This is a genomic window from Actinomadura fibrosa (assembly GCF_900659615.1).
Classification (GTDB): Bacteria; Actinomycetota; Actinomycetes; order Streptosporangiales; family Streptosporangiaceae; genus Spirillospora; species Spirillospora fibrosa.
Window position 1 is genome coordinate 1 of the sequence record NZ_CAACUY010000171.1, and the last position, 19,869, is coordinate 19,869.

Genomic DNA, 19,869 nt, shown 5'->3' on the forward strand with positions numbered 1-19,869 from the left:
CGGCACGCCGCGGTCCGGCACGCCGCGGTCCGGCCGCGGCCAGGCGGCCGGGGCGGCGACCGCGGCCGCCATAGGATGAGTTCCCTTCCCCGACCTCGTGGAGTCCCATGTCCTCGCAGCCCGCAACACCCGCCTCCGGGCAGCGCCAGCGCGACGCCGACCGCACGCGGGCCGAGATCCTGGAGGTCGCGCAGCGGGAGTTCGCGCGGCACGGCTACTCCGGCGCCCGGGTGGACGACATGGCGGCGCTCATGCGCACCACCAAGCGCATGATCTACTACTACTTCGGGGGCAAGGAGAAGCTGTACCTGGCGGTGCTGGAGAAGGCCTACGGCGAGGTCCGGAACCTGGAGTCGACGATCGACGTCCAGCACCTGGCGCCGGTGGACGCGATCCGCACGCTGGCGGAGCTGACGTTCGACCACCACGAGGCCCACGAGGACTTCATCAAGCTGGTCGGCATCGAGAACATCCACCGCGCCGAGCACCTCCGCAAGTCCGAGGCGCTGGTGAACCTCGGCGCGCCGGTGGTCGAGCTGATCTCCCAGATCCTGGCGGCCGGGCGGGCGTCCGGCGACTTCACGGTGGACGCGGACGCGATCGACGTCCACATGATGATCAGCTCGTTCTGCTTCTTCCGCATCGCCAACCGGCACACGTTCGGCGCGCTGTTCGGCCGGGACATCACCGCTCCCGAGCACCGGGACCGCTACCGCGCGATGGTCGGGGAGATGACCGTCGCCTACCTGACCGGCGCGGGCCGCGGCCGCTGAACCGGTCAGGCGGTCGGGCGCAACACCAGGCAGGCGAAGCCGAACACGTCCCGGTAGACGCGCAGCCACCCGTCGCGGTGGTCGGCGGCGGCCTTGAGCGCCCGCGGGCCGTCCGGATGGCCTGGCCGGTCCAGGGCCCAGGACGCGAGCGTCCCCGTCCAGGCCCATTCGTAGTCGTCGAGCTCCCGGCGCGTGCTGACATGCCCGTGGACGGGCGTCCACCCGGCGGCGACGACGCGTTCCACGGTGGTCGGCAGGTCGGTGAGGGCGCCGAGCATCTCGACGGCCTCGGGTGAGGGCTCACTCGTCCAAAAGCCGTCGCCGACGAGGACGCGTCCGCCGGGGGCCAGGTGCTCGCGTGCCGCCGCGAGGGTTCCGTCCAGCCCGCCGAAGGCGTGCGCTGCCCCGACGCTGAGCACCAGGTCGAACGCGTGCGGGGCGGTGAAGTCCGCGGCGTCCCGGTGGTGCAGGACGAGGCGCTCGGAGACGCCGCGGGCGCGGGCGCTCCGGTCCGCGTGCGCCAGCGCCGCCTCGGCGATGTCGACGCCCTCGGCCCGCAGGCGCGGGTATGCGGTCAGCGCGCGCAGGAGCCACTCCCCTCCGCCGCAGCCGAGATCGAGGACGCGGGTGTCGTCACGGGGAACGGCGTGCCGCAGCAGCTGCCGTACCGACTCGTCGTCGAGCGGGGCCGCGATCGGATGGTCCGCATGCGCCAGCCTGGAGATCTCTTCACGATTCACCGGCGGATACTGACACGCGCGGAGAGCGCACGCATCCGCATTTCCAGCCGGTCCGCAACGCCCCGTCACCGGCCAGGTCGCGGCGGCGGCGATGCTCAGCCGGGCTGGACGCGGCCCATGAGCAGGTCGTACAGGCCCTTGCCGGCCTCCCACGAGCCGGTCGCGGAGGACATCATGTGCCCCGAGTCGACGAGCAGGGTCACGCCGCTGACCCCGCCGGCGGCGGCGCTGTTGAGGAAGGCCATGACGCTCGCCATCTGCTCGGGGGTGTGGTGCCCGATGCCGGTGGCGTCCCGGTAGTCCTGGCCGAAGGTGAGCCAGAGGTCGGCGTTGGCCTGGGCGAGCGGGGTGTCGGTGGGCCCCGGGCAGATGGCGTTGACCCGGATCCCCTTGGCCATGAGGGGATAGGCCTGGTGCGCGACGTAGGTGTTGATGACCTGCTTGCTGAAGGCGTAGTTGTTCGTCCCCTCGTGGGCCTCGATCCAGGCGTCGGCCGCGCGGAAGTCCGGCGTGGCGAGGAACTCCAGGACGCTCGGCAGGTTCGACTCCCAGCCGATCCCGGCGACCGAGGAGATGAAGCAGATCGCGGAGCCGCGGGGCAGGAGCCCGCGGTGGAGCATCGTGTCGATCAGGTGGCGGTGGCCGATGAAGTTGACGCGCATGAGCGCGGGCCCGTCGGCGATGCCGGCGGCGGAGAACAGCGCGTCCACCGGCCCGCCGAGCTCGTCGAGGGCGCGGCCGGCCGCGTCCGGGTCCGCCAGGTCGAGCTGGACGGCCTTGGCCACGGGGAGGTCGACCGGGGCCCGGTCCATCACGATCACCTCGGCGCCGAGCTCGGCTACGCGGCGCGCCGCGGCGGCGCCCATCCCGGTGGCGCCGCCGACGATGAGGGCGCGCTTGCCGTCGTAGCGGTAGGGGTCGGTCATGGACGCCTCCTCGGCGAAGGGGTGGTGCGGCCGGTGCCGCCGCGCGAGCGGGGCGCCGCCCGGGGTCAGCGCATGCCCTCGAACAGGCCGATGCCGGCGGCCTCGTTGCGCCGCCGCCACTCCTCCTTCGGCATGCGGGTGGTGTCCACGTCGGCGGCCTGCGCCCGCAGCGCGCCGACGGTCGCCTGCTCCCTCGGGGTGTGCGCGAACGGGTCCCAGCCGTAGAACCGGCAGGCGTTCTCCCAGGTGATCTTGTGGATCTCCGCGTCCGTGCAGCCGGCGTCCTGGAACTCCTTCCAGGCGAACTCCGGCGACTCGGGCCACGTGGTGTCGGTGTGCGGGTAGTCGCACTCCCACGCGATGTTCTCGACGCCGATCCGGTGCCGCAGCTCCAGCCCCGACGGGTCGGTGATGTAGCAGGCGAGGATGTGCTCCTTGAACACCTCGGACGGCAGCCTGCCGCCGAAGCCGTCCTCGTGGTGAAGCCAGGACTGGTTGCTGTAGTGCCGGTCGATCCGGTCGAAGTAGAACGGGATCCAGCCGATGCCGCCCTCCGACAGCGCGACCTTCAGCCCGGGGAAGCGCCGCAGCGTCGGGCCGAACAGCAGGTCCTGGGCGGTGATCGCGGAGATCTGGCAGGCCAGCACCATCAGGTGGTCGACCGACGCCTCCGCCGGGCGCCTGATGACGTCGAAGCCGGCGCCGATGTGCAGGGACAGCACCATGTCCTCGTCGCAGAGCGCCTTGAGCATCGGGTCCCAGTAGCCCGACAGGAAGCTCGGGTACCCCTGGACGTGCGGCGTCTCCAGGAAGCTGACCGACCGGCACCCCTTGCGGCCGATCCGGTGGACCTCCTCGGCGGCCAGCCCCACGTCCCACATCGGGACGAGCCCGAGCGGGATGAACCGGCCCGGATAGGCGGCGCACCACTCGTCCAGGACCCAGTCGTTGTAGCCGCGCAGCATGACGAGGCCGAGCTCCTTGTCCTCGCCCTCGGCGAAGGTGCGGGCGTTCCAGCCGGCCATGGTCGGGAAGTTCAGCGAGGCGAGGACGCCGTTGGCGTTCATGTCGCGCACCCGCTCGTGCACGTCGAAGCAGCCGGGCCGCAGTTCGGAGTAGGAGCCGGGGTTGAAGCCCCACTGGTCGCTCGGCCAGCCGACCGTCGCCGCCATGCCGAACGGGGTCGAGGTCGCCTGGCCCTGGAAGACCCACTGGTCGACGCCCTCGGCGTTCCGCACCACTCTCGGCACCTCGCCCTGCCAGCGCGCGGGCACGTGGTTCTTCCACATGTCGGGCGGCTCGATGAAGTGGTCGTCGATGCTGACCAGGATCATGTCCTCTTTGCGCACAGCACCACACGTTAGGTGCGATTCATCTGGATGGCAAGTGCATTCTTGCTAGAGGAGACTGTCATTCTCAGGCGCTCTCCTCCCGGTCCGGTCGCCGGGCCGGCTCAGTGGAGACCCGGACGGCGGCCCGGGACGACGATGCCGTGCTCGTAGGCCAGCACGACGGCCTGGACGCGGTCGCGGAGGTGGAGCTTGGCGAACACGCTGCCGATGTGGCTCTTGACGGTGGCCTCGGTGACGACGAGCCGCGCCGCGATCTCCGGGTTGGAGAGGCCCTGGGCGACGAGCAGGAACATCTCGCGCTCGCGCGGGGTCAGCGCGGCCAGCAGGTCCGACGACGGCCGGACGGGGTCGGTGCGGCCGGCGTAGTCCTCGATCAGGCGGCGGGTCACCGACGGGGACAGCAGCGCCTCGCCCTGGTGGACGACGCGGATGGCCTCCAGGAGCCGCTCGCGGGGCGCGTCCTTCAGCAGGAAGCCCGATGCCCCGGCGCGCAGCGCGCCGAACACGTACTCGTCGAGGTCGTAGGTGGTGAGGATCAGCACGCGGGGCGGACGGTCGGTGGCGGTGAGGCGGGCGGTGGCCTCGACGCCGTCCATCCGCGGCATCCGGACGTCCATCAGGACGACGTCGGGCCGCAGCTCCGCCGCCCGCGCCAGGGCCTCGCGGCCGTCCGCGGCCTCGCCGACGACCTCCAGGTCGTCCCGGGTCTGGAGTAACAGCCGGAAGCCGATGCGGATCAGCTCCTGGTCGTCGACGATCAGCACTCTGACCGTCATGCCCGCTCCCCCACCGGCAGCCGTGCCGCGACCCGGAACCCGCCGCCGGGGACCCGGCCTGTCTCCAGCTCGCCGCCGAGCAGCGCGACCCGCTCCCGCATCCCGACCAGGCCGTGCCCGCCGGGACCTCGCCTGTCGGCACCCCGCTCCCCGGAACCCGGCTCGCCGGTTCCCGTCCCGTCGTCGTGCACCCGCACCTCCAGTTCCGCTCCGCCGTAGGCCAGCCGCACCGTGACCAGCGTCGCCCCGGCGTGCTTCAGCGCGTTGGTCAGCGCCTCCTCGATGATCCGGTAGGCGGACAGCTCCACCCCGCCGGGCAGGTCCACGGGCTCCCCGGCGATCTCCATCCGGACCGGCAGGCCCGCCGCGCGGTATCCGGCGACCAGGTCGTCCAGGTCCGCCAGCGACGGCTGCGGCCGCGTCTCCGCCGCGTGCCGCCCGCGCAACAGGACGAGGATGCGCCGCAGCTCGGCCAGGCTCTGCTCGGCGCTGGTCTCCACCCGCTCCAGCGTCCGCGCGGCCACCCGCGGTTCGGTCTCCAGGACGTCGCGGGCGCCGCGGACCCCGATCAGCATCACCGTCACCGAGTGGGCGACGATGTCGTGCAGTTCCCGGGCGATCGCGGCGCGCTCGCGCTGCGCCGCGATCAGGTCGAGCTGGTCGCGTTCGCGTTCGAGGGTGGCGGCCCGCTCCTCCACCGCCCGGACGTAGCGGCGGCGCGTCTGCATGTAGGCGCCCAGCATCCACGCCCCGACGGGCGCCGGCGGAGCGCAGACGCTCGCGGCGGTCAGGAAGACGACCACCGGGACCAGCACCGCGAGCGAGACGCGGCGGTCGCGCGTCTCGGCGAGCGACCACAGCGCGACGACGACCGGCGCGCCTCCGGGCGAGTATCCGGCCGCGGCCAGCACGGCCGCCGCCGCGACCGCCGCCGCGGTCACCGCGACCGCGAACCGGCGGCGGGCCAGGAGCGCCGCGCCGGCGAGGACCGTGACCGCGATCGGCACCGGCGCGGCCCGGGTGCCGTCGTTGAACAGCAGGCCCGTCTCCACGACGGTCGCCGCGGCGGCGAGCACGATGTCGAACAGCACCGGGCGGTGCGCGGCCCACGGGCCCCGCACCGCCAGGATCCGCTGGGCGACGTTCACGCCAGGTCACGCCGTCGTTCGCACGCGACCGCGACCACCACCGCGAGCGCCGTCCAGACCGCGAACACCGCCCCGGCCTGCGCCACCGTGAGCGTCGTGTCGTGCGTCCCGCCCGTCATGACGCCCACCGCGCCGAACGGCGAGAGGTTCGCCTCCCGCTCCCACACTCCGCTGACCAGGGGCTGCACCACCAGGTCCAGAATCAGCAGGACCACCGCGCCGACGACCGGACCGCGGATCAGCGCGCCGAGCGCCCCGCCCAGCACCGTCGCCAGCACGAGCGCCAGGACGTTGCCCGCCGCGACCCCGGCCACCTGACCGGGCGTCAGGTCCGGGCCGGGCTGGTCCGCCAGCAGCGGCAGCGCCACGCCGGCCGCGACCGCGTTGATCAGCACCGCCAGCCCGAGACCGGTCAGCGCGTACGCCGCGATCCGCACCGCCAGGACGGTCCCGCGGCCGCGCCGGGCCACCAGCGCCGCGGGCGCGGCCGTCCGGTGGCGGTACTCGCCCGCCGCCCCGACCAGCCCCCACAGCAGCAGCAGGACCGGGAGCCCCGACAGCGCCTCCTTCTTCTCCCCGACCTCGTCGAGCGTCCCCGACGCCACGGAGACGAGCACCGCGTTCAAAGCGGCGAAGGCCATTCCTCCCGCCGCGAACCCCCACACGGCGCGGGTCGTCACCGCCTTGAGCAGTTCCCCGCGAAGCAGGCCGATCATCGCTCCATCCCTCCGGTGAGTTCGAGGAACACGTCCTCCAGCGACCCCACCTCACTGATCGGTCCCTGGTGCACCAGCCTGCCACGGTCGATGACGACCACGTCGTCGACCGTCCGCGACGCCTCCGCGAGCAGGTGGCTGGACAGCAGCACCGTGCGGCCCCGCGCCGCCCGGTCCCGCAGCATCGTCCGGAGCCAGCGGATCCCCTGCGGGTCCAGCCCGTTGGCCGGCTCGTCCAGCACCAGGACCTCCGGGTCGCCCAGCAGCGCGGCGGCGAGCCCGAGCCGCTGCCGCATCCCCAGCGAGAAGGCGCCGGCCCGGCGGCCCGCCGCCCCCGTCAGCTCGGCGGCCTCCAGAACCTCCTCGACGCGGTGCCGCGGAAGCCCCGCCGACAGCGCCAGCGCCCGCAGGTGGGCGCGCGCCGACCGGCCGGGGTGCGCGCCGCACGGCTCGATGTGGACGCCGACCCGGCGCGCGTCCGGCACCATCGACGCCACCGGCGTGCCCAGCACCGACACCGTGCCCGCCGTCGGCCGCGCCAGCCCGACGACCGCCTTCAGCGCCGTGGTCTTGCCCGCGCCGTTCGGGCCGAAGAAGCCCGTCACCGCGCCCGGCCGGACCGTGAACGTCAGGTCGTCGACGACCGTCCGCCGGCCGTATCGCTTCGTCAGCCCCTCGACGCTGATCGCCGGAGTGGCCTTCGTCTGTGATCTCATGGCGCCCAGCTTCGGGCGCCCGCGTCTCGCGGTCATCCGACCACGGTCGAAACCCGATCTCCGACCGCGGCATGACGTCCCGGTGCCGGACGCCCTCAACGCCGCCGGGAAACGCCGCCGGGACGCGGCGCGCCGGAGCGGTCGCTATCGGAGCGCCGGGAGGACCTCTTCGGCGAACAGCCGGATCGTCTCCGGCGTCCCGAAGTCGTGGAACTGGCAGACGAACAGCTCGGCGCCCGCGTCGCGCTCGCGTGCCAGCGCCTCGGCGACCTCGTCGGGCGTCCCGGCGACGACGCCGCCCCACGCGCCGAAACGGCGGTGGACGAGCTCCGCGACCTCCTCGCGCGCCGCCGAGGAGGGGGCCAGGCCCACGGGGTGCTGCACGGAGATCCGGGCCGCGCCCGCCGAACGGCGGAGCTCGGCGAGTCTCCCCGCCGCGCCCGAGGGGCAGTTCCACCAGTCGGCGCGGGCGGCGACCAGCGGCATCGTGAGCCGGGGACCGGATCCGCCGACATGGATCGGCACCGTCCCCTCGACGGGACGGGGACGGCAGACGGCCCCCCGGAGCGTCCAGTGCTCGCCGTCGAAGTCGACCGGCTCACCGGTCCACAGCAGGCGGACCAGGTCGATGGCCTCGCCGAGCCGCCCGGCCCGTACCGCCGGACCGGGGTCGGGGAACCCGTAGTCGGTCAGCTCCCTCGGGACCGATCCCCAGCCGAGGCCGAGTTCGAGGCGCCCGCCGGAGATGACGTCGAGGCTGGCGGCCATCTTCGCCAGCAGCGCCGGATGGCGGAACTCCGCGCACAGCACGAGGTGCCCGATGCGGAGCCGCTCGGTGCGGGCGGCCAGCGCGGAGGCGACCGTCCAGCCGTCGAGCAGGTCGAGCCCCCGGCCGCCGGGCGGCGCGAGGTGGTCGATGAACCAGGCGGAGTGGAAGCCCGCCTCCTCGGCCGCGCGCGCCCGCCGCTCGACGGCGGCGAAGTCCATCCGGACCTGCGGGAGGTAGAGGCCGGCGAGCGGGCCATCGGTTCCGGTCACGCGCCGCCCGTTCACGTGCGGACGAGGTGGTCGTCCGCGCCGGGACGCGGGAACGGCAGCTCGCGTGCCGCCATGGAGGTCACCCCTTCGCTCTCGTCCGTACGCGTCCTGAGCGTGCGTCTCCGGTCAGTACGACTTCGGCAGGCCGAGGACGTGCTCGCTGATGTAGTTCAGGACCATCTCCTGGCTGACCGGGGCGATGCGCATCAGGCGGGACTCCCGGAAGTAGCGCTCGACGTGGTACTCGCGGGCGTAGCCGAAACCGCCGTGGGTCTGGACGGCGGCGTCCGCGGCGGCGAAGGCGGCGTCCGCGCACAGGTACTTCGCCGTATTGGCCTCCTTGCCGCACGGGTGCCCTCCGTCGTAGCGGGCCGCGGCGTGCCGCGCGGCGAGCTCCGCCGCGTCGAGCCGCATGGACGCCTCGGCGAGCGGGAACGCGATGCCCTGGTTCTGGCCGATCGGGCGGTCGAACACCACCCGCTCGCCGGCGTATCGGACCGCCCGGCTCAGCGCGACGCGGCCGATGCCCAGCGACTCGTGCGCGAGGAGGATCCGCTCGGGGTTGATGCCGTCCAGCAGGTAGGTGAACCCGCGCCCCTCCTCCCCGACCAGCGCCGATCCGGGGACGCGGAAGTCGTCCATGAACAGCTCGTAGGACGACACGGCGTTGCGGCCCATCTTCGGGATCGCGCGCATCTCGACCTCGCCGCCGGTCAGGTCGACGACGAACATCGACAGCCCGTCGGTCCGGCGCCTGCCCTCGCGCGGCTCGCTGGTCCGGGCGAGCAGCACCGCCTTCTGCGACTGCGCCGCCTTGGTGATCCAGACCTTCCGCCCGTTGATCACGTAGTCGGCGCCGTCCCGGCGCGCGTAGGTGCGGATGCGGCCGGTGTCGGACCCGGCGTCGGGCTCGGTGACGGCGAAGCAGACGTGCAGGTCGCCGGTGGCGGCGGCGGGCAGCAGCTCGCGGCACAGCCGGTCGCCGCCGTGCCGCGCCACCAGGTTGAGCCCGAAGATCGTCAGATGGAACGGGCTGCAGCCGTTCATGCCCGCCCCGGACGCGGCGATCTCGTACATCATCGAGGACGCCGCGGAGACGCCCATGCCGGCGCCGCCGTACTCGCGGGGGATCGCGATGCCGAGCCAGCCGGCCTCGGCGAACGCCTTGTAGAACTCCCAGGGGAACCTGGCCTCCTGGTCGACCTCCGCCCAGTAGGCGTCATCGAACCGCCCGGCCGCCTCCCGGACGGCCTTGCGCACCTCCTCGTCGGTGAGCGCCTCCTCGTCCGCGAGCGCGTCCTCGCCGGCGAGCGGCTCGTCGCCGGCGCTCGCGGCGGCCGGCGTGTCGTCGTGGCTCATCGCAGCCTCCCGATCGGATCCGTGGGTCAGCGCACCGAGCGCCCGCCGTCGACGTACAGCACCTGCCCGGTCACGAACCCCGACTCCTCGGCGGCGAGGAACAGGGCCGCGTTGGCGATGTCGGCGGGCTCCCCGGTGCGCCGCACCGGCAGCGTCGCCGCCACCTCGGCCAGCCGCCGGTCCGCCGGCACGCCGAGCCGCTCCGCCGTCGCCCGGGTCATCTCCGTGTCGACGTAGCCGGGGCCGATCGCGTTGACGGTGATGCCGAACGGGCCGAGCTCGATCGCGGTCGTCCGGGTGAAGCCCTGGACGCCCGCCTTGGCCGCGGAGTAGTTCGCCTGGCCCCGGTTGCCCAGCGCCGACGTCGAGGAGATGTTGACGATCCGGCCGTAGCGCCGCTCCACCATGATCCGCTGCGCGGCGCGGGTCACGAGGAACACGCCGCGCAGGTGCACGGCCACCACGGTGTCCCAGTCGTCCTCGGTCATCCTGAACAGCAGGTTGTCGCGGGTGACCCCGGCGTTGTTGACGACGATGTCGAGGCCGCCGTACTCCTCGGCGAGGCGCCGCACCGCCCGCTCGACGCCGTCGGGGTCGGTGACGTCCGCGCCGAGGCCGAGGGCCCGGCCGCCCGCGCCGGTGATGCCGGCCACGGTCTCGCGGGTCAGGTCCTCCTTGAGGTCCAGGACTCCGACGCGGGCTCCGGCGCGGGCGTACGTCCGCGCGATCTCCGCTCCGATGCCGCGCGCCGCGCCCGTCACCAGCGCGACGCGGCCGTCGAGGTTCGTCATGCTTCGTTCACTCCCGGGGTCTCGACGAGGGTGGGGGGCGCGGGGCGTCCGCGGGTGATCGCGCGGACGGCGTCCCGGTGGGCGGCGGTCTCCAGCAGCCGGACGTGCCAGTCCGCCTCGGCGTCCGCGCAGTGAGCGAGGTCGTGGTCGTGGGCGCGGGCCACATGCCGCTTCATCGCTGCGGCGGCGTCCGGGGAGACGGCGGCGAGGCGCCCGGCCCGCTCGGCGACGTGCGCGCGCAGCTCGCCGTCGGGGACGGTGTCGGTGACCAGGCCGAGGTCCCGCGCGCGGGCGGCGGTCAGCGGCGGCGAGAGGTACAGCAGCTCCAGCGCCCGGGAGGCGCCCACCAGCCGGGTCAGCGCCCACGTGCAGCCGAAGTCGCCCGCGAGCCCGAGCCTGCCGAAGCCCGTGCGCAGCGTGGCGGACTCGGCCGCGTAGCGCAGGTCGCAGGCGAGGGCGAGGCCCAGCCCGGCTCCGACCGCCGCTCCCTCGATCACCGCCACGGACGGCTTGGCCAGCTCGCGGAGCCGGACGACGGTCGCGCGCTGGAGCGCCTTCTGCGACGCCGCGCGGACGTCCGGGGCGTCCGGAGGCCCGAAGACGCTCTCCCCCGCCGCGAGCTTGGCGAGGTCGCCGCCCGCGCAGAAGGTGCCGCCGGCCCCGGTGAGCATCACGGCCCGGACGTCGTCCGAGGTGGCGGCGAGGTCGAGCATGGCGGCCAGCCCGTCGAGCATCTCCCGCGAGAACGCGTTGCGGGCCTCGGGACGGTTGAGCGTGAGCGTCAGCACGCCGCCCGCCCGCCGGGCGAGCAGGTGCCCGGTGCCCGTGGCGACGTCCCCGCCCATGCTACTTGACATAGACGTCGAAATTATAATGTGGGCCTCGCGCGGTCAATGCCCCGGCACGCACGCGTCCCGGACGGAGCGACACAAGTCCGACATTGACGTCGAAGTTAGACTGAGCCGAGCCGCCGCTCCCCGCGTCCGCGCGACGAGTCCTCCGGAGGATCCCATGCCCGACCGGGCAGCCCGCCAGACCCCCGTCCCGGCGCCGCCCCTCGCCGGCACCGTCGTGGTGAGCTTCGAGCAGGCGGTGTCGGCGCCCTACTGCACGCGGATGCTCGCCGACCTCGGCGCCGAGGTCATCAAGGTCGAGCATCCGCGCACGGGAGACCTCACCCGCTGGTTCGACGACGCCGCCGAGGGCATGGCGACCTACTTCGTCTGGCTGAACCGCAACAAGCGGTCGCTGGCGCTGGACTGCAAGCGTCCCGAGGCCCGGCCCGTCCTCGACCGGCTCCTCGAACGCGCCGACGTCGTCGTGCAGAACCTCGCGCCCGGCTCGGCCCGCCGCCTCGGCCTGGACGCGGCGACGCTGGTCGAGCGGTACCCGTCGATGGTGGCCGTGGACATCTCCGGCTACGGCACCGGCGGGCCGCTCGACCACCGCCGCGCCTACGACCTGCTCGTCCAGGCCGAGAGCGGGTCGTGCGCCGCCACCGGCCGGGCCGACGCGCCCGCCAAGCCCGGCATCCCCATCGCCGACATCGGCACCGCGATGCAGGCCGCGAGCGGCATCATGGCCGCGCTGCTCGGCCGCGCCCGCACCGGTGCCGGCGCCGCCCTCCAGGTGAGCATGTTCGACACGGCGGCCGACTTCCTCGGCTTCGCCCTCCTGTACGCCCGCTACACGGGCGAGGAGCGGGCCCCGATCGGCATGTCCTCGCCGGTCGTCGCCCCCTACAACGCCTACCCGACCAGGGACGGGCGCACCGTCGTCCTCGGGACGACCAACGACGCCGAGTGGCAGCGCCTCGCCCGCGACCTCATCGGGCGCCCCGACCTCGCCGACGACCCGTCCCTGGCCACCACGCCGCAGCGCTGCGGGCAGCGCGCCAGGCTCGACGAGGCCGTCGGAGCCTGGACGTCCACGCTCGACCTGGCCGACATCTGCGCGCGCGCCGACGCGGCCGGCATCGGCAACGCCGAGTTCAACCGGGTCACCGAGGTCGTCGACCACCCGCAGCTCACCGAGCGCGGCCGGTGGCGGGAGGTCGGGTCGCCCAAGGGGCCGCTGGCCTCGCTGCTCCCTCCCATCGTCACCCCCGCGTGGACCACGCCGATGGAGGACGTCCCCGCCCTCGGCGAGCACACCGCCGCCGTCCTCGCGGACCTGGGCTTCACCCCCGAGGAGCAGGACGAACTCCGCCAAGCCGGCGCGGTGTGAACCGTCCGGTCCACGAGCAGTCAGGAGAGACATGAACGAGGCTGTGATCTGCCGCCCGCTGCGGACCCCGATCGGCCGGTTCGGCGGGGCGCTGCGCACGGTCGCCGTCCAGGACCTGGGCGTGGCCGTCGTCAAGGCGCTCATCGAGGGCTGCGGGCTCGACGGCTCCCTCGTGGACGACGTCGTGTTCGGCCACTGCTACGGCACCGCCGAGGCGCCCGCGATCGGACGCGTCGTCGCGCTCGACGCGGGCCTGCCGGCCACCGTGCCCGGCGTCCAGATCGACCGGCGGTGCGGGTCCGGACTCCAGGCGGTGGTGTACGCGGCCGCGATGGTCCGCTCCGGCGCGGCGCGGGCGATCATCGCGGGCGGTGCGGAGAGCATGTCCCAGGCCCCGCACTACTCCCTGACCGCGCGCTGGGGCTCGCGCACCGGCGACCTCACCCTGACCGACACGCTGACGCGGGGCCGCTCGACCGCCGGCGGGAAGAACCACCCCGTCCCGGGCGGCATGCTGGAGACGGCCGAGAACCTGCGCCGCGAATACAAGATCGGCCGGGAGGAGCAGGACGAGCTCGCCCACACCTCGCACCGCCGCGCGCTGGACGCCCAGGACCGCGGCGCGTTCGCCGAGGAGATCGTCCCCGTGACGGTGCGCTCCCGGAAAGGCGACACGGTCGTCGACACCGACGAGCATCCGCGCCGCGACATCTCCCTCGACGCGCTGGCCGCGCTCCGCCCGGTCATGGGGAGGGACGACCCCGACGCGACGGTCACGGCGGGCAACGCCAGCGGCCAGAACGACGGCGCCGCCGCCTGCCTGGTGACGACGCCCGGGTTCGCCGCCGAGCACGGCCTGCGGCCGCTCGCCCGCGTGGTGTCCACCGCGATCGCCGGCGTCCCGCCCCGCCTCATGGGGATCGGCCCCGTCCCGGCGACGCGCGGGGCCCTGGACGCCGCGGGCCTCGCGCTGGCCGACATGGACCTCATCGAGCTGAACGAGGCCTTCGCGGCGCAGGTGCTGGCGGTCACGCGCGAGTGGCGGTTCGCGCCCGCCGACTTCGACCGGCTCAACGTCAACGGCTCGGGCATCTCGCTCGGGCACCCGGTCGGGGCGACCGGAGCGCGGATCGTGGCGACGCTGCTGCGCGAGATGGACCGCCGGGACGCCCGCTACGGCCTGGAGACGCTGTGCGTCGGCGGCGGCCAGGGCATCGCCGCCGTCTTCGAGCGGGTCCGCGCCTGAGAGGGCGGGACGCCTCAGGCGCGGGCGGCCTTCCTGGCTCCCGCGCGCGCCTTGTCGTCGGCGTCCGGGCTGAGGCCGAGCGCGTTGGCCCACAGCAGCGTGAGCTGCTCCACCGCCTCGCTCATGGCGAAGCGGGCGCCGCCGATGAACATCATCTCGGCGAACTTGGCGACCATGCCCCCGAGCGCGGTGGCCGCGTACCGCTCGTCGATCCGCTCGTCGGCCAGCCCGTCGGCCTGGAGCCGCTTGATCGCCGACTCCAGCCGGGCCGCCAGGTAGTCGTCGCGCTTGGACCGCACCTTGCGGACGTCCTCGTCGTAGCGGCTGACCTCCTCGATCACCCGCATGATGCGGGCCTCCTTGCGGTACGCGGTCAGGTAGGCCTTGTTGGCCGCGCGGATGCGCGCGATCGGCCCGGCGTCGTCGGCCAGGTCCTGGGCGATGTCGTCCATGGAGACGAGGCGCACCTCGACCTCCTCGGCGATCTCCCGGAACAGCGATTCCTTGGAATCGAAGTAGTGGTAGAACGACCCGTGCGAGACGCCGGCCTCGGCGGCGATGTCGGTGATCCGCGCCTGGAGGAAGCCGTCGCGCTCGAAGACGGTCTTGCCTGCCGCGACGAGGCGCGCCCGCGTCCGGCGGCCCTTCGCCGAGCGGGGCTCGGGGTCCATGGGGTCCTCCACTGGTGAAATCGACGTCGGAACCCATGATGCCGCAACCGGCGCGCCCGGCGCCGGAGGGCCGCGGCCGTTCCCGAGGCTTTAATTGACGTCGACGTCAGTATAGGATCGGCGGGCACGGGCATCCGCCGTCCCCGGCTGGCCGGGAGCGAGGGAGAAGAGATGGCACCGGTGGTCCCCATCGCCGACGACCTGTTCACCTGGCCCGACGACGAACCCCGGCTGATCGGCGGCAGGTGCGGGAAGTGCGGGACGCACATGTTCCCGCTCCGCGCCGGGTGCGGGCGGTGCGGCGCCGCCGAGGTGGAACGCGCGCTGCTGAGCCGCACCGGCACCCTTTGGACGTGGACGTCGCAGGGCTTCCCGCCGAAGGCTCCGTTCCGCGGCGAGTTCGCCGGGACGGACCCGTTCGAACCGTGGCTGGTCGGCGTGGTGGAGCTGCCCGGCGAGGTGCGCGTCGAGACCCTCCTCACCGGCTGCGCGCAGGACGACCTGGAGTTCGGGATGCCGGTGCGGCTGGTCACCATGCCGTTCCGCACGGGCGAGGACGGCGAGCAGGTCATCACGTTCGCGTTCAGTCCGGAAGGGGCCGAGCATGCCTGACGTCGCGATCATCGGGGTGGGGATCCACCGGTTCGGCCGCTTCCCCGGCAAGCCCGCGCTCGCCATGGGCGCCGAGGCGGCCCGGGACGCGCTCGCCGACGCGGGCCTGACGTGGGCGGACATGCATTTCGCGGTGGGCGGCAGCTACGAGGTGGACCAGCCGGACGCCGTCGTCGCCGAGCTCGGCCTGACCGGCGTCCCGTTCACCAACGTCTACAACGGCTGCGCGACCGCGGGCAGCGCGCTGGCCCTGGCGAGCCAGACGATCAGGCTGGGGCAGCACGAGATCGGCCTCGTCCTCGGCATGGACAAGCACGAGTCCGGCGCGTTCACCGCCGATCCCCGGGAGTACGGCTGCCCGTCCTGGTACGGCGAGATGGGGCTGTTCCTCACGACCAAGTTCTTCGGCATGAAGATCAACCGCTACATGCACGACCACGGCATCACGTCCGAGACGCTCGCCGCGGTCGCGGCCAAGAACTACCGCAACGGCGAGCTCAACCCGCACGCGCACCGGCGCAAGCCGCTGTCGCCGGAGCAGGTCCTCGGGTCGCGGATGGTCAACCACCCGCTGACGCAGTACATGTTCTGCAGCCCCAACGAGGGCGCGGCGGCGGTCGTCGTGTGCAGCGCGGACGTGGCGCGCCGCTACACCGACACGCCGGTCTACCTGCGCAGCGTCGCCGCCCGCACCCGGCGGTTCGGGGCCTTCGAGGTGCACTCGCCCTCGGCGTCCGTGGCCGCCGACCACGTCCCCGCGCCGACCGTGGACGCCGCGAAGGCCGCGTTCGAGGCGGCGGGAGTCGGCCCCGAGGACGTCGATATCGCCCAGTTGCAGGACACCGACGCCGGTGCCGAGGTCATCCACATGGCCGAGGTCGGGCTCTGCGCGGACGGCGAGCAGAACGACCTCGTCGCCTCCGGCGCCACGGCACCGGGCGGCCGCCTGCCGGTCAACACCGACGGCGGTTTGATCGCCAACGGCGAGCCGGTCGGCGCCTCGGGCCTGCGGCAGGTCCGCGAGCTGGTCCTCCAGATGCGCGGCCGGGCGGGCGAGCGGCAGGTCGCCGGGCGGCCGCGGGTCGGCCTCGCCCAGCTCTACGGCGCGCCCGGCGTCGCCGCGGTCTCCATCCTGTCCACCTGACGGTCCGCCTGGCGGCGCCGCTCCGCGGGGAGCGGCCCGGGTGCCGCCCGGGCCGCGCGCCTCGCTCAGCCCGCGGCCGCGCCGATCGTCTGCCGGGCGATGATGATCTGCTGGATCTGGCTCGTCCCCTCGTAGATGCGGAACAGCCGCGCGTCCCGGTAGAACCGCTCGACCGGAACCGACCGCATGTACCCGGCGCCGCCGTGCACCTGGACGGCGCGGTCGGCCACCCGCCCGACCGCCTCGCTGCAGAAGTACTTGGCGGCGGCCGGGCCGGTGCGCCGGTCGGAGCCGTCCGCGTAGGCGCGCGCGGCGTCCAGGACGAGCGCGCGGGCCGCCATCGTGTCGGTCACCGAGTCCGCGATCATCGCCTGCACGAGCTGGTGGGACGCGATCGGCCTCCCGCCCTGCCTGCGGTCGGACGCGAACCGGACCGACTCGTCCACCAGCCGCCGGCACATGCCCGCGCAGGCCGCGGCGAGCAGCAGGCGCCCGTTGGACAGGCAGCGCATCGCCGTCGAGAACCCGGTGTCCACGCCCGCGTCGCCGCCGACCACGGCGTCCGCCGGAAGGCGCACGCCGTCGAGGTTGACGTCGGCCGTCCAGGCCCCGAACTGGCCCATCTTGTGGTCGCGGGGACCGACCGTCAGCCCCGGGGTATTGGCCGGGACAATGAAGGTGGAGATGCCGCGGGACCCCTTGGCGTCCGGGTCGGTCCGGGCGAACACCATGAACACGTCCGCGATGGGCGCGTTGGTGATGTAGCGCTTGACGCCGTCGAGCACCCACCGGTCGCCGTCGCGGACCGCGCTCGTCCGCATGTCGCCGGGGTCGGATCCGGCGTCCGGCTCGGTGAGCGCGAAGGACGCGACGGCCTCACCGGAGGCGAGGCGGGGCAGCCAGCGCTCCTTTTGCTCCGGCGTCCCGGCGTCCATGATCACCTGTCCGGCGATGCCCACGTTGGTGCTGAACATCGAGCGCAGCGCCGGGGTCGCGTACCCGACCTCGATGAGCAGGCGGCACTGGTCGACGATGTCCAGGCCGAGCCCCCCGTACTCCTCCGGGATCGTGAACCCGAACAGGCCCATGCGCTTGGCGGCCTCGCGCAGGACGGCGGGCACCTCGTCCCTCTCGTCGATCTCCGCCTCGCGCGGGATCACCTCCCTGCGGACGAAGGCGCGGACGGCGTCCAGCAGCGGTTCGAGGTCGTGCTCGGTCGCGTCGCTCACGTTCCAGATACCTTCCTTGGCGGTGATCCCAGCAGAGGAGAACCGATTCCGATGTCGGTGACGTGCGCGGGCCGGGAGCGGAGGACGCGGGTCAGGTCGCCGCTCGGGCCGCCGCCCGCTCCCGCAGCGCGGCCTTGAGCACCTTCCCGCTCGCGGTGAGCGGCAGCTCGTCGACCAGCTCGACCAGGCGCGGCACCTTGTAGTTGGCCATCCGCTCGCGGCACCAGGCGATGACCTCGTCCGGGGACGGCGCGGGCGGGCGCGGCACGACGAACGCCGCGCCCACCTCGCCGAGCCGCTCGTGGGGGACGCCGACGACCGCGGCCTCCCGGACGCCCGGATGCTCCAGCAGCATCGCCTCGATCTCGGCGGGGTAGGCGTTGAACCCGCCGACGATGAACATGTCCTTGGAGCGGCCGGCGATGCGCAGGCGGCCCCGCTCGTCGAGGCGCCCCAGGTCCCCGGTGCGCAGCCAGCCGTCCGCGGAGAGCACCTCCGCCGTCGCCTCGGGGTCGTCCAGGTATCCGGCCATCACGGTCGGCCCGCGCAGCAGGATCTCGCCGACCTCGCCCGGCGCCGCCCGCTCGCCGGTGCCGTCGACGACGGCGATCTCGAAGCCGGGCCGGGCGCGCCCGACGGTCGTGGCGACGGTCTCCGGGTCGTCGTCCGGCGCGGTCGAGGTGGCGGTGCCCGCCTCGGTCAGGCCGTAGCCCGCGATGACGAGGGAGAACGGCAGCTCGTCGCGGATCCGCCGGATGAGCTCGACCGGGATGTCGGCGGCGCCCGTCACCGCGACGCGCAGGCTCGACAGGTCGTACCGGTCGCGGCCGGGGGCCTCCAGGATCGCGTGGTACAGCGTCGGGGCGCCCGGCAGGACGGTGGCCCGCTCCTCGGCGGCCAGGGCGAGCAGCGCGCCGACGTCCAGGACGGCCTGCGGGTACATGGCCGCGCCCGCCGCCACTGAGGCGAGGATCCCGGCCTTGAACCCGAACATGTGGAAGTACGGATTGACCATGACGTAGCGGTCGTCCTCGGAGAGCCCGGTCATCGCGACCCAGTCGGTGGCGACGCGCATCGTCCGGCCGTGAGTCATCAGCACCCCCTTGGGCGTCCCCGTCGTGCCGGACGTGGACAGGACGTCGGACAGGTCGTCCGGCCCCAGGGCGACGCGCCGCCGGTCGACCTCGGCGAGCCCGTCCGTGGTGGCCCGCTCCAGGAAGGCCGCCCATGGCACCCCGGTCCCGGACGGGCGCCCTAGGGCGATCACGACGGTCCGCAGGTCCGGCAGGGCGACGCCTGCGCCGTCCAGCATCTCCAGGTAGTCGCCGCCGAGGAAGTCCGTCACCGTGACCAGGACGCGGACCCTGGTCCGGCTCAGGACGCCGGCGGCCTCGCGCCCCTTGAACCTGGTGTTGACCGGGACGAGGACCGCGCCCGCCTGGTACAGCCCGAGCAGCGCGACGATCCATTCGCGGCTGTTGGGAGCCCAGACACCGACGCGGTCGCCCGGTCCGACGCCGTCGGCGACCAGCGCGGCCCCGAACCGGCGGGCCTCCTCGTAGAGCTCCGCGTAGGAGAGGCGCGCATCGCCGTCGACGACCGCGGTGCGGTCGGGAAAGCGCTCCGCCGCCAAGGCGGTCATCGCCGCGATGCTCGGCCAGGCCGGCTCCGGACCGTCGGTCATGTCGGGCTCCCGTCATTGACATCGACGTCAGTATAGACTTTTATCGGAAGCAGGAAAGAGCGTCGCGACATCCGCGGTCGGGCCCGCGCGTTCCCCGTGCCGCCCGGCGCGGATCCCCCGAGGTCGCCGTCACAGAGGTCGCCGCCACATGAGCACCGAGCCCGATCACCACCCGACGCCCGATCACCACCCGACCGCCGCGCCCCGGCCCGCACCGCTGCCCGCACCGCTGCCCGCACCGCTGCCCGCACCCCGGCCCGCCCCGCGGAGCGGACGCTGATGGACGTCCGCCTGTCCGCCGAGCAGACGGTGCTGCGCGAGACGGCCGCCCGGCTCGTCGACGACCACGCCCCCGGATCCGTCGCCGACCTGGACGACGGCGCGCGGCGCGGCGCGCTGGAGGCCGCCCTGACCCGCTCCGGCTGGCGCGAGCTGCGCGTCCCGGACGCCGGCGACGGGGACCGGCCGCCCGCCTCCGCCGTCGAGACCGCGATCGTCGCCGAGGAGCTCGGCCGCGGCCCGGCCGACGTGCCGTTCCTCGGGCCGACGCTCGCCGCCGAGCTCCGGCGCCGCGCGGGCGCCCGCCCGGCTCCCGGGCCGGAGACCGTCCTGCTGCGCCCCGACCTGTCCGGCCTTGCCGCGGTCGAGGAGGGGCGGCACTGCTCCGGCGTCGCGATCGACGCGCGGGGCGCGGACGCCGCGCTCGCGCTCGTCCGCGCCGG

The 19,869-nt window shown here is 74.0% G+C and carries 20 protein-coding genes; 6 read left to right on the forward strand and 14 right to left on the reverse strand.

Annotation, left to right across the window (positions count from 1 at the left end):
* The first annotated feature begins 107 nt into the window (after positions 1 to 107).
* The gene (locus E1300_RS35530) at positions 108 to 773 is read left to right on the forward strand and encodes a TetR/AcrR family transcriptional regulator (protein WP_131761504.1); all 666 of its coding nucleotides are present in this window, start codon (positions 108 to 110) and stop codon (positions 771 to 773) included.
* 5 nt (positions 774 to 778) lie between these two features.
* Here E1300_RS35530 and E1300_RS35535 read toward each other — a convergent pair whose 3' ends face one another.
* The 11 genes from E1300_RS35535 to E1300_RS35585 all read right to left on the reverse strand — a co-directional run bounded on the left by E1300_RS35535 (position 779) and on the right by E1300_RS35585 (position 11,192).
* Positions 779 to 1,513 carry an SAM-dependent methyltransferase gene (locus tag E1300_RS35535; RefSeq protein ID WP_131761505.1) on the reverse strand — a complete coding sequence of 245 codons (735 nt, stop codon included), beginning with the start codon at positions 1,511 to 1,513 and terminating at the stop codon, positions 779 to 781.
* A gap of 95 nt (positions 1,514 to 1,608) precedes the next feature.
* The gene (locus E1300_RS35540; protein ID WP_131761506.1) at positions 1,609 to 2,439 is read right to left on the reverse strand and encodes an SDR family oxidoreductase; all 831 of its coding nucleotides are present in this window, start codon (positions 2,437 to 2,439) and stop codon (positions 1,609 to 1,611) included.
* Positions 2,440 to 2,504: 65 nt separating this feature from the next.
* Positions 2,505 to 3,788: an amidohydrolase family protein gene (locus tag E1300_RS35545; protein WP_131761507.1), complete on the reverse strand. Its 1,284-nt coding sequence runs from the start codon at positions 3,786 to 3,788 to the stop codon at positions 2,505 to 2,507.
* Between the two features lie 104 nt (positions 3,789 to 3,892).
* Complete coding sequence (locus tag E1300_RS35550; protein WP_131761508.1) at positions 3,893 to 4,567, reverse strand: response regulator; 675 nt, start codon at positions 4,565 to 4,567, stop codon at positions 3,893 to 3,895.
* The gene (locus E1300_RS35555) at positions 4,564 to 5,715 is read right to left on the reverse strand and encodes a sensor histidine kinase (RefSeq protein WP_131761509.1); all 1,152 of its coding nucleotides are present in this window, start codon (positions 5,713 to 5,715) and stop codon (positions 4,564 to 4,566) included. The genes E1300_RS35550 and E1300_RS35555 overlap by 4 nt, the downstream gene beginning before the upstream one ends.
* Positions 5,712 to 6,431, reverse strand: coding sequence for an ABC transporter permease (locus E1300_RS35560; protein WP_131761510.1), 720 nt, complete (start codon positions 6,429 to 6,431; stop codon positions 5,712 to 5,714). Before E1300_RS35560 ends, E1300_RS35555 begins: the two co-directional genes overlap by 4 nt.
* Positions 6,428 to 7,147 (reverse strand): ABC transporter ATP-binding protein, encoded by a 720-nt coding sequence (locus E1300_RS35565; RefSeq protein WP_131761511.1) that lies wholly within the window; start codon positions 7,145 to 7,147, stop codon positions 6,428 to 6,430. The genes E1300_RS35560 and E1300_RS35565 overlap by 4 nt, the downstream gene beginning before the upstream one ends.
* Positions 7,148 to 7,291: 144 nt before the next feature.
* On the reverse strand, positions 7,292 to 8,185 hold the full coding sequence (locus E1300_RS35570; RefSeq protein WP_207400133.1) for an LLM class flavin-dependent oxidoreductase: 894 nt from the start codon (positions 8,183 to 8,185) through the stop codon (positions 7,292 to 7,294).
* A gap of 126 nt (positions 8,186 to 8,311) precedes the next feature.
* Positions 8,312 to 9,544: an acyl-CoA dehydrogenase family protein gene (locus tag E1300_RS35575; protein WP_131761512.1), complete on the reverse strand. Its 1,233-nt coding sequence runs from the start codon at positions 9,542 to 9,544 to the stop codon at positions 8,312 to 8,314.
* A 26-nt stretch (positions 9,545 to 9,570) separates the two neighbouring features.
* Positions 9,571 to 10,335: a glucose 1-dehydrogenase gene (locus tag E1300_RS35580; RefSeq protein WP_131761513.1), complete on the reverse strand. Its 765-nt coding sequence runs from the start codon at positions 10,333 to 10,335 to the stop codon at positions 9,571 to 9,573.
* A complete protein-coding gene (locus E1300_RS35585; protein ID WP_131761514.1) occupies positions 10,332 to 11,192 on the reverse strand; it encodes an enoyl-CoA hydratase-related protein in 861 nt (286 codons plus the stop codon). Before E1300_RS35585 ends, E1300_RS35580 begins: the two co-directional genes overlap by 4 nt.
* A 154-nt stretch (positions 11,193 to 11,346) precedes the next feature.
* On the opposite strand from E1300_RS35585, the gene E1300_RS35590 reads away from it, so the two are divergent.
* Together E1300_RS35590 and E1300_RS35595 are read left to right on the forward strand one after the other, a co-directional pair.
* Positions 11,347 to 12,561, forward strand: coding sequence for a CaiB/BaiF CoA transferase family protein (locus tag E1300_RS35590; RefSeq protein ID WP_131761515.1), 1,215 nt, complete (start codon positions 11,347 to 11,349; stop codon positions 12,559 to 12,561).
* A gap of 31 nt (positions 12,562 to 12,592) precedes the next feature.
* Positions 12,593 to 13,807, forward strand: coding sequence for an acetyl-CoA C-acetyltransferase (locus E1300_RS35595; RefSeq protein WP_131761516.1), 1,215 nt, complete (start codon positions 12,593 to 12,595; stop codon positions 13,805 to 13,807).
* 14 nt (positions 13,808 to 13,821) lie between these two features.
* On the opposite strand, the gene E1300_RS35600 is transcribed toward E1300_RS35595, so the two are convergent.
* Positions 13,822 to 14,478: a TetR/AcrR family transcriptional regulator gene (locus E1300_RS35600; protein ID WP_131761517.1), complete on the reverse strand. Its 657-nt coding sequence runs from the start codon at positions 14,476 to 14,478 to the stop codon at positions 13,822 to 13,824.
* Positions 14,479 to 14,649: 171 nt separating this feature from the next.
* Here E1300_RS35600 and E1300_RS35605 point away from each other — a divergent pair, with 171 nt between their 5' ends.
* Together E1300_RS35605 and E1300_RS35610 are read left to right on the forward strand one after the other, a co-directional pair.
* Positions 14,650 to 15,090, forward strand: a complete 441-nt coding sequence (locus tag E1300_RS35605) for a Zn-ribbon domain-containing OB-fold protein (protein ID WP_131761518.1) — start codon at positions 14,650 to 14,652, stop codon at positions 15,088 to 15,090.
* Entirely contained in the window at positions 15,083 to 16,234 is a 1,152-nt protein-coding gene (locus E1300_RS35610; RefSeq protein WP_131761519.1) for a thiolase family protein, read from the forward strand. The genes E1300_RS35605 and E1300_RS35610 overlap by 8 nt, the downstream gene beginning before the upstream one ends.
* A 65-nt stretch (positions 16,235 to 16,299) precedes the next feature.
* Here the strand turns inward: E1300_RS35610 and E1300_RS35615 are convergent, their stop codons facing one another.
* The gene (locus E1300_RS35615) at positions 16,300 to 17,463 is read right to left on the reverse strand and encodes an acyl-CoA dehydrogenase family protein (RefSeq protein WP_131761520.1); all 1,164 of its coding nucleotides are present in this window, start codon (positions 17,461 to 17,463) and stop codon (positions 16,300 to 16,302) included.
* A 91-nt stretch (positions 17,464 to 17,554) separates the two neighbouring features.
* A complete protein-coding gene (locus tag E1300_RS35620) occupies positions 17,555 to 19,147 on the reverse strand; it encodes a FadD3 family acyl-CoA ligase (RefSeq protein ID WP_131761521.1) in 1,593 nt (530 codons plus the stop codon).
* Positions 19,148 to 19,426: 279 nt separating this feature from the next.
* On the opposite strand from E1300_RS35620, the gene E1300_RS35625 reads away from it, so the two are divergent.
* On the forward strand, positions 19,427 to 19,869 hold a 443-nt coding region (locus E1300_RS35625; protein ID WP_207400134.1), incomplete at its 3' end, for an acyl-CoA dehydrogenase family protein.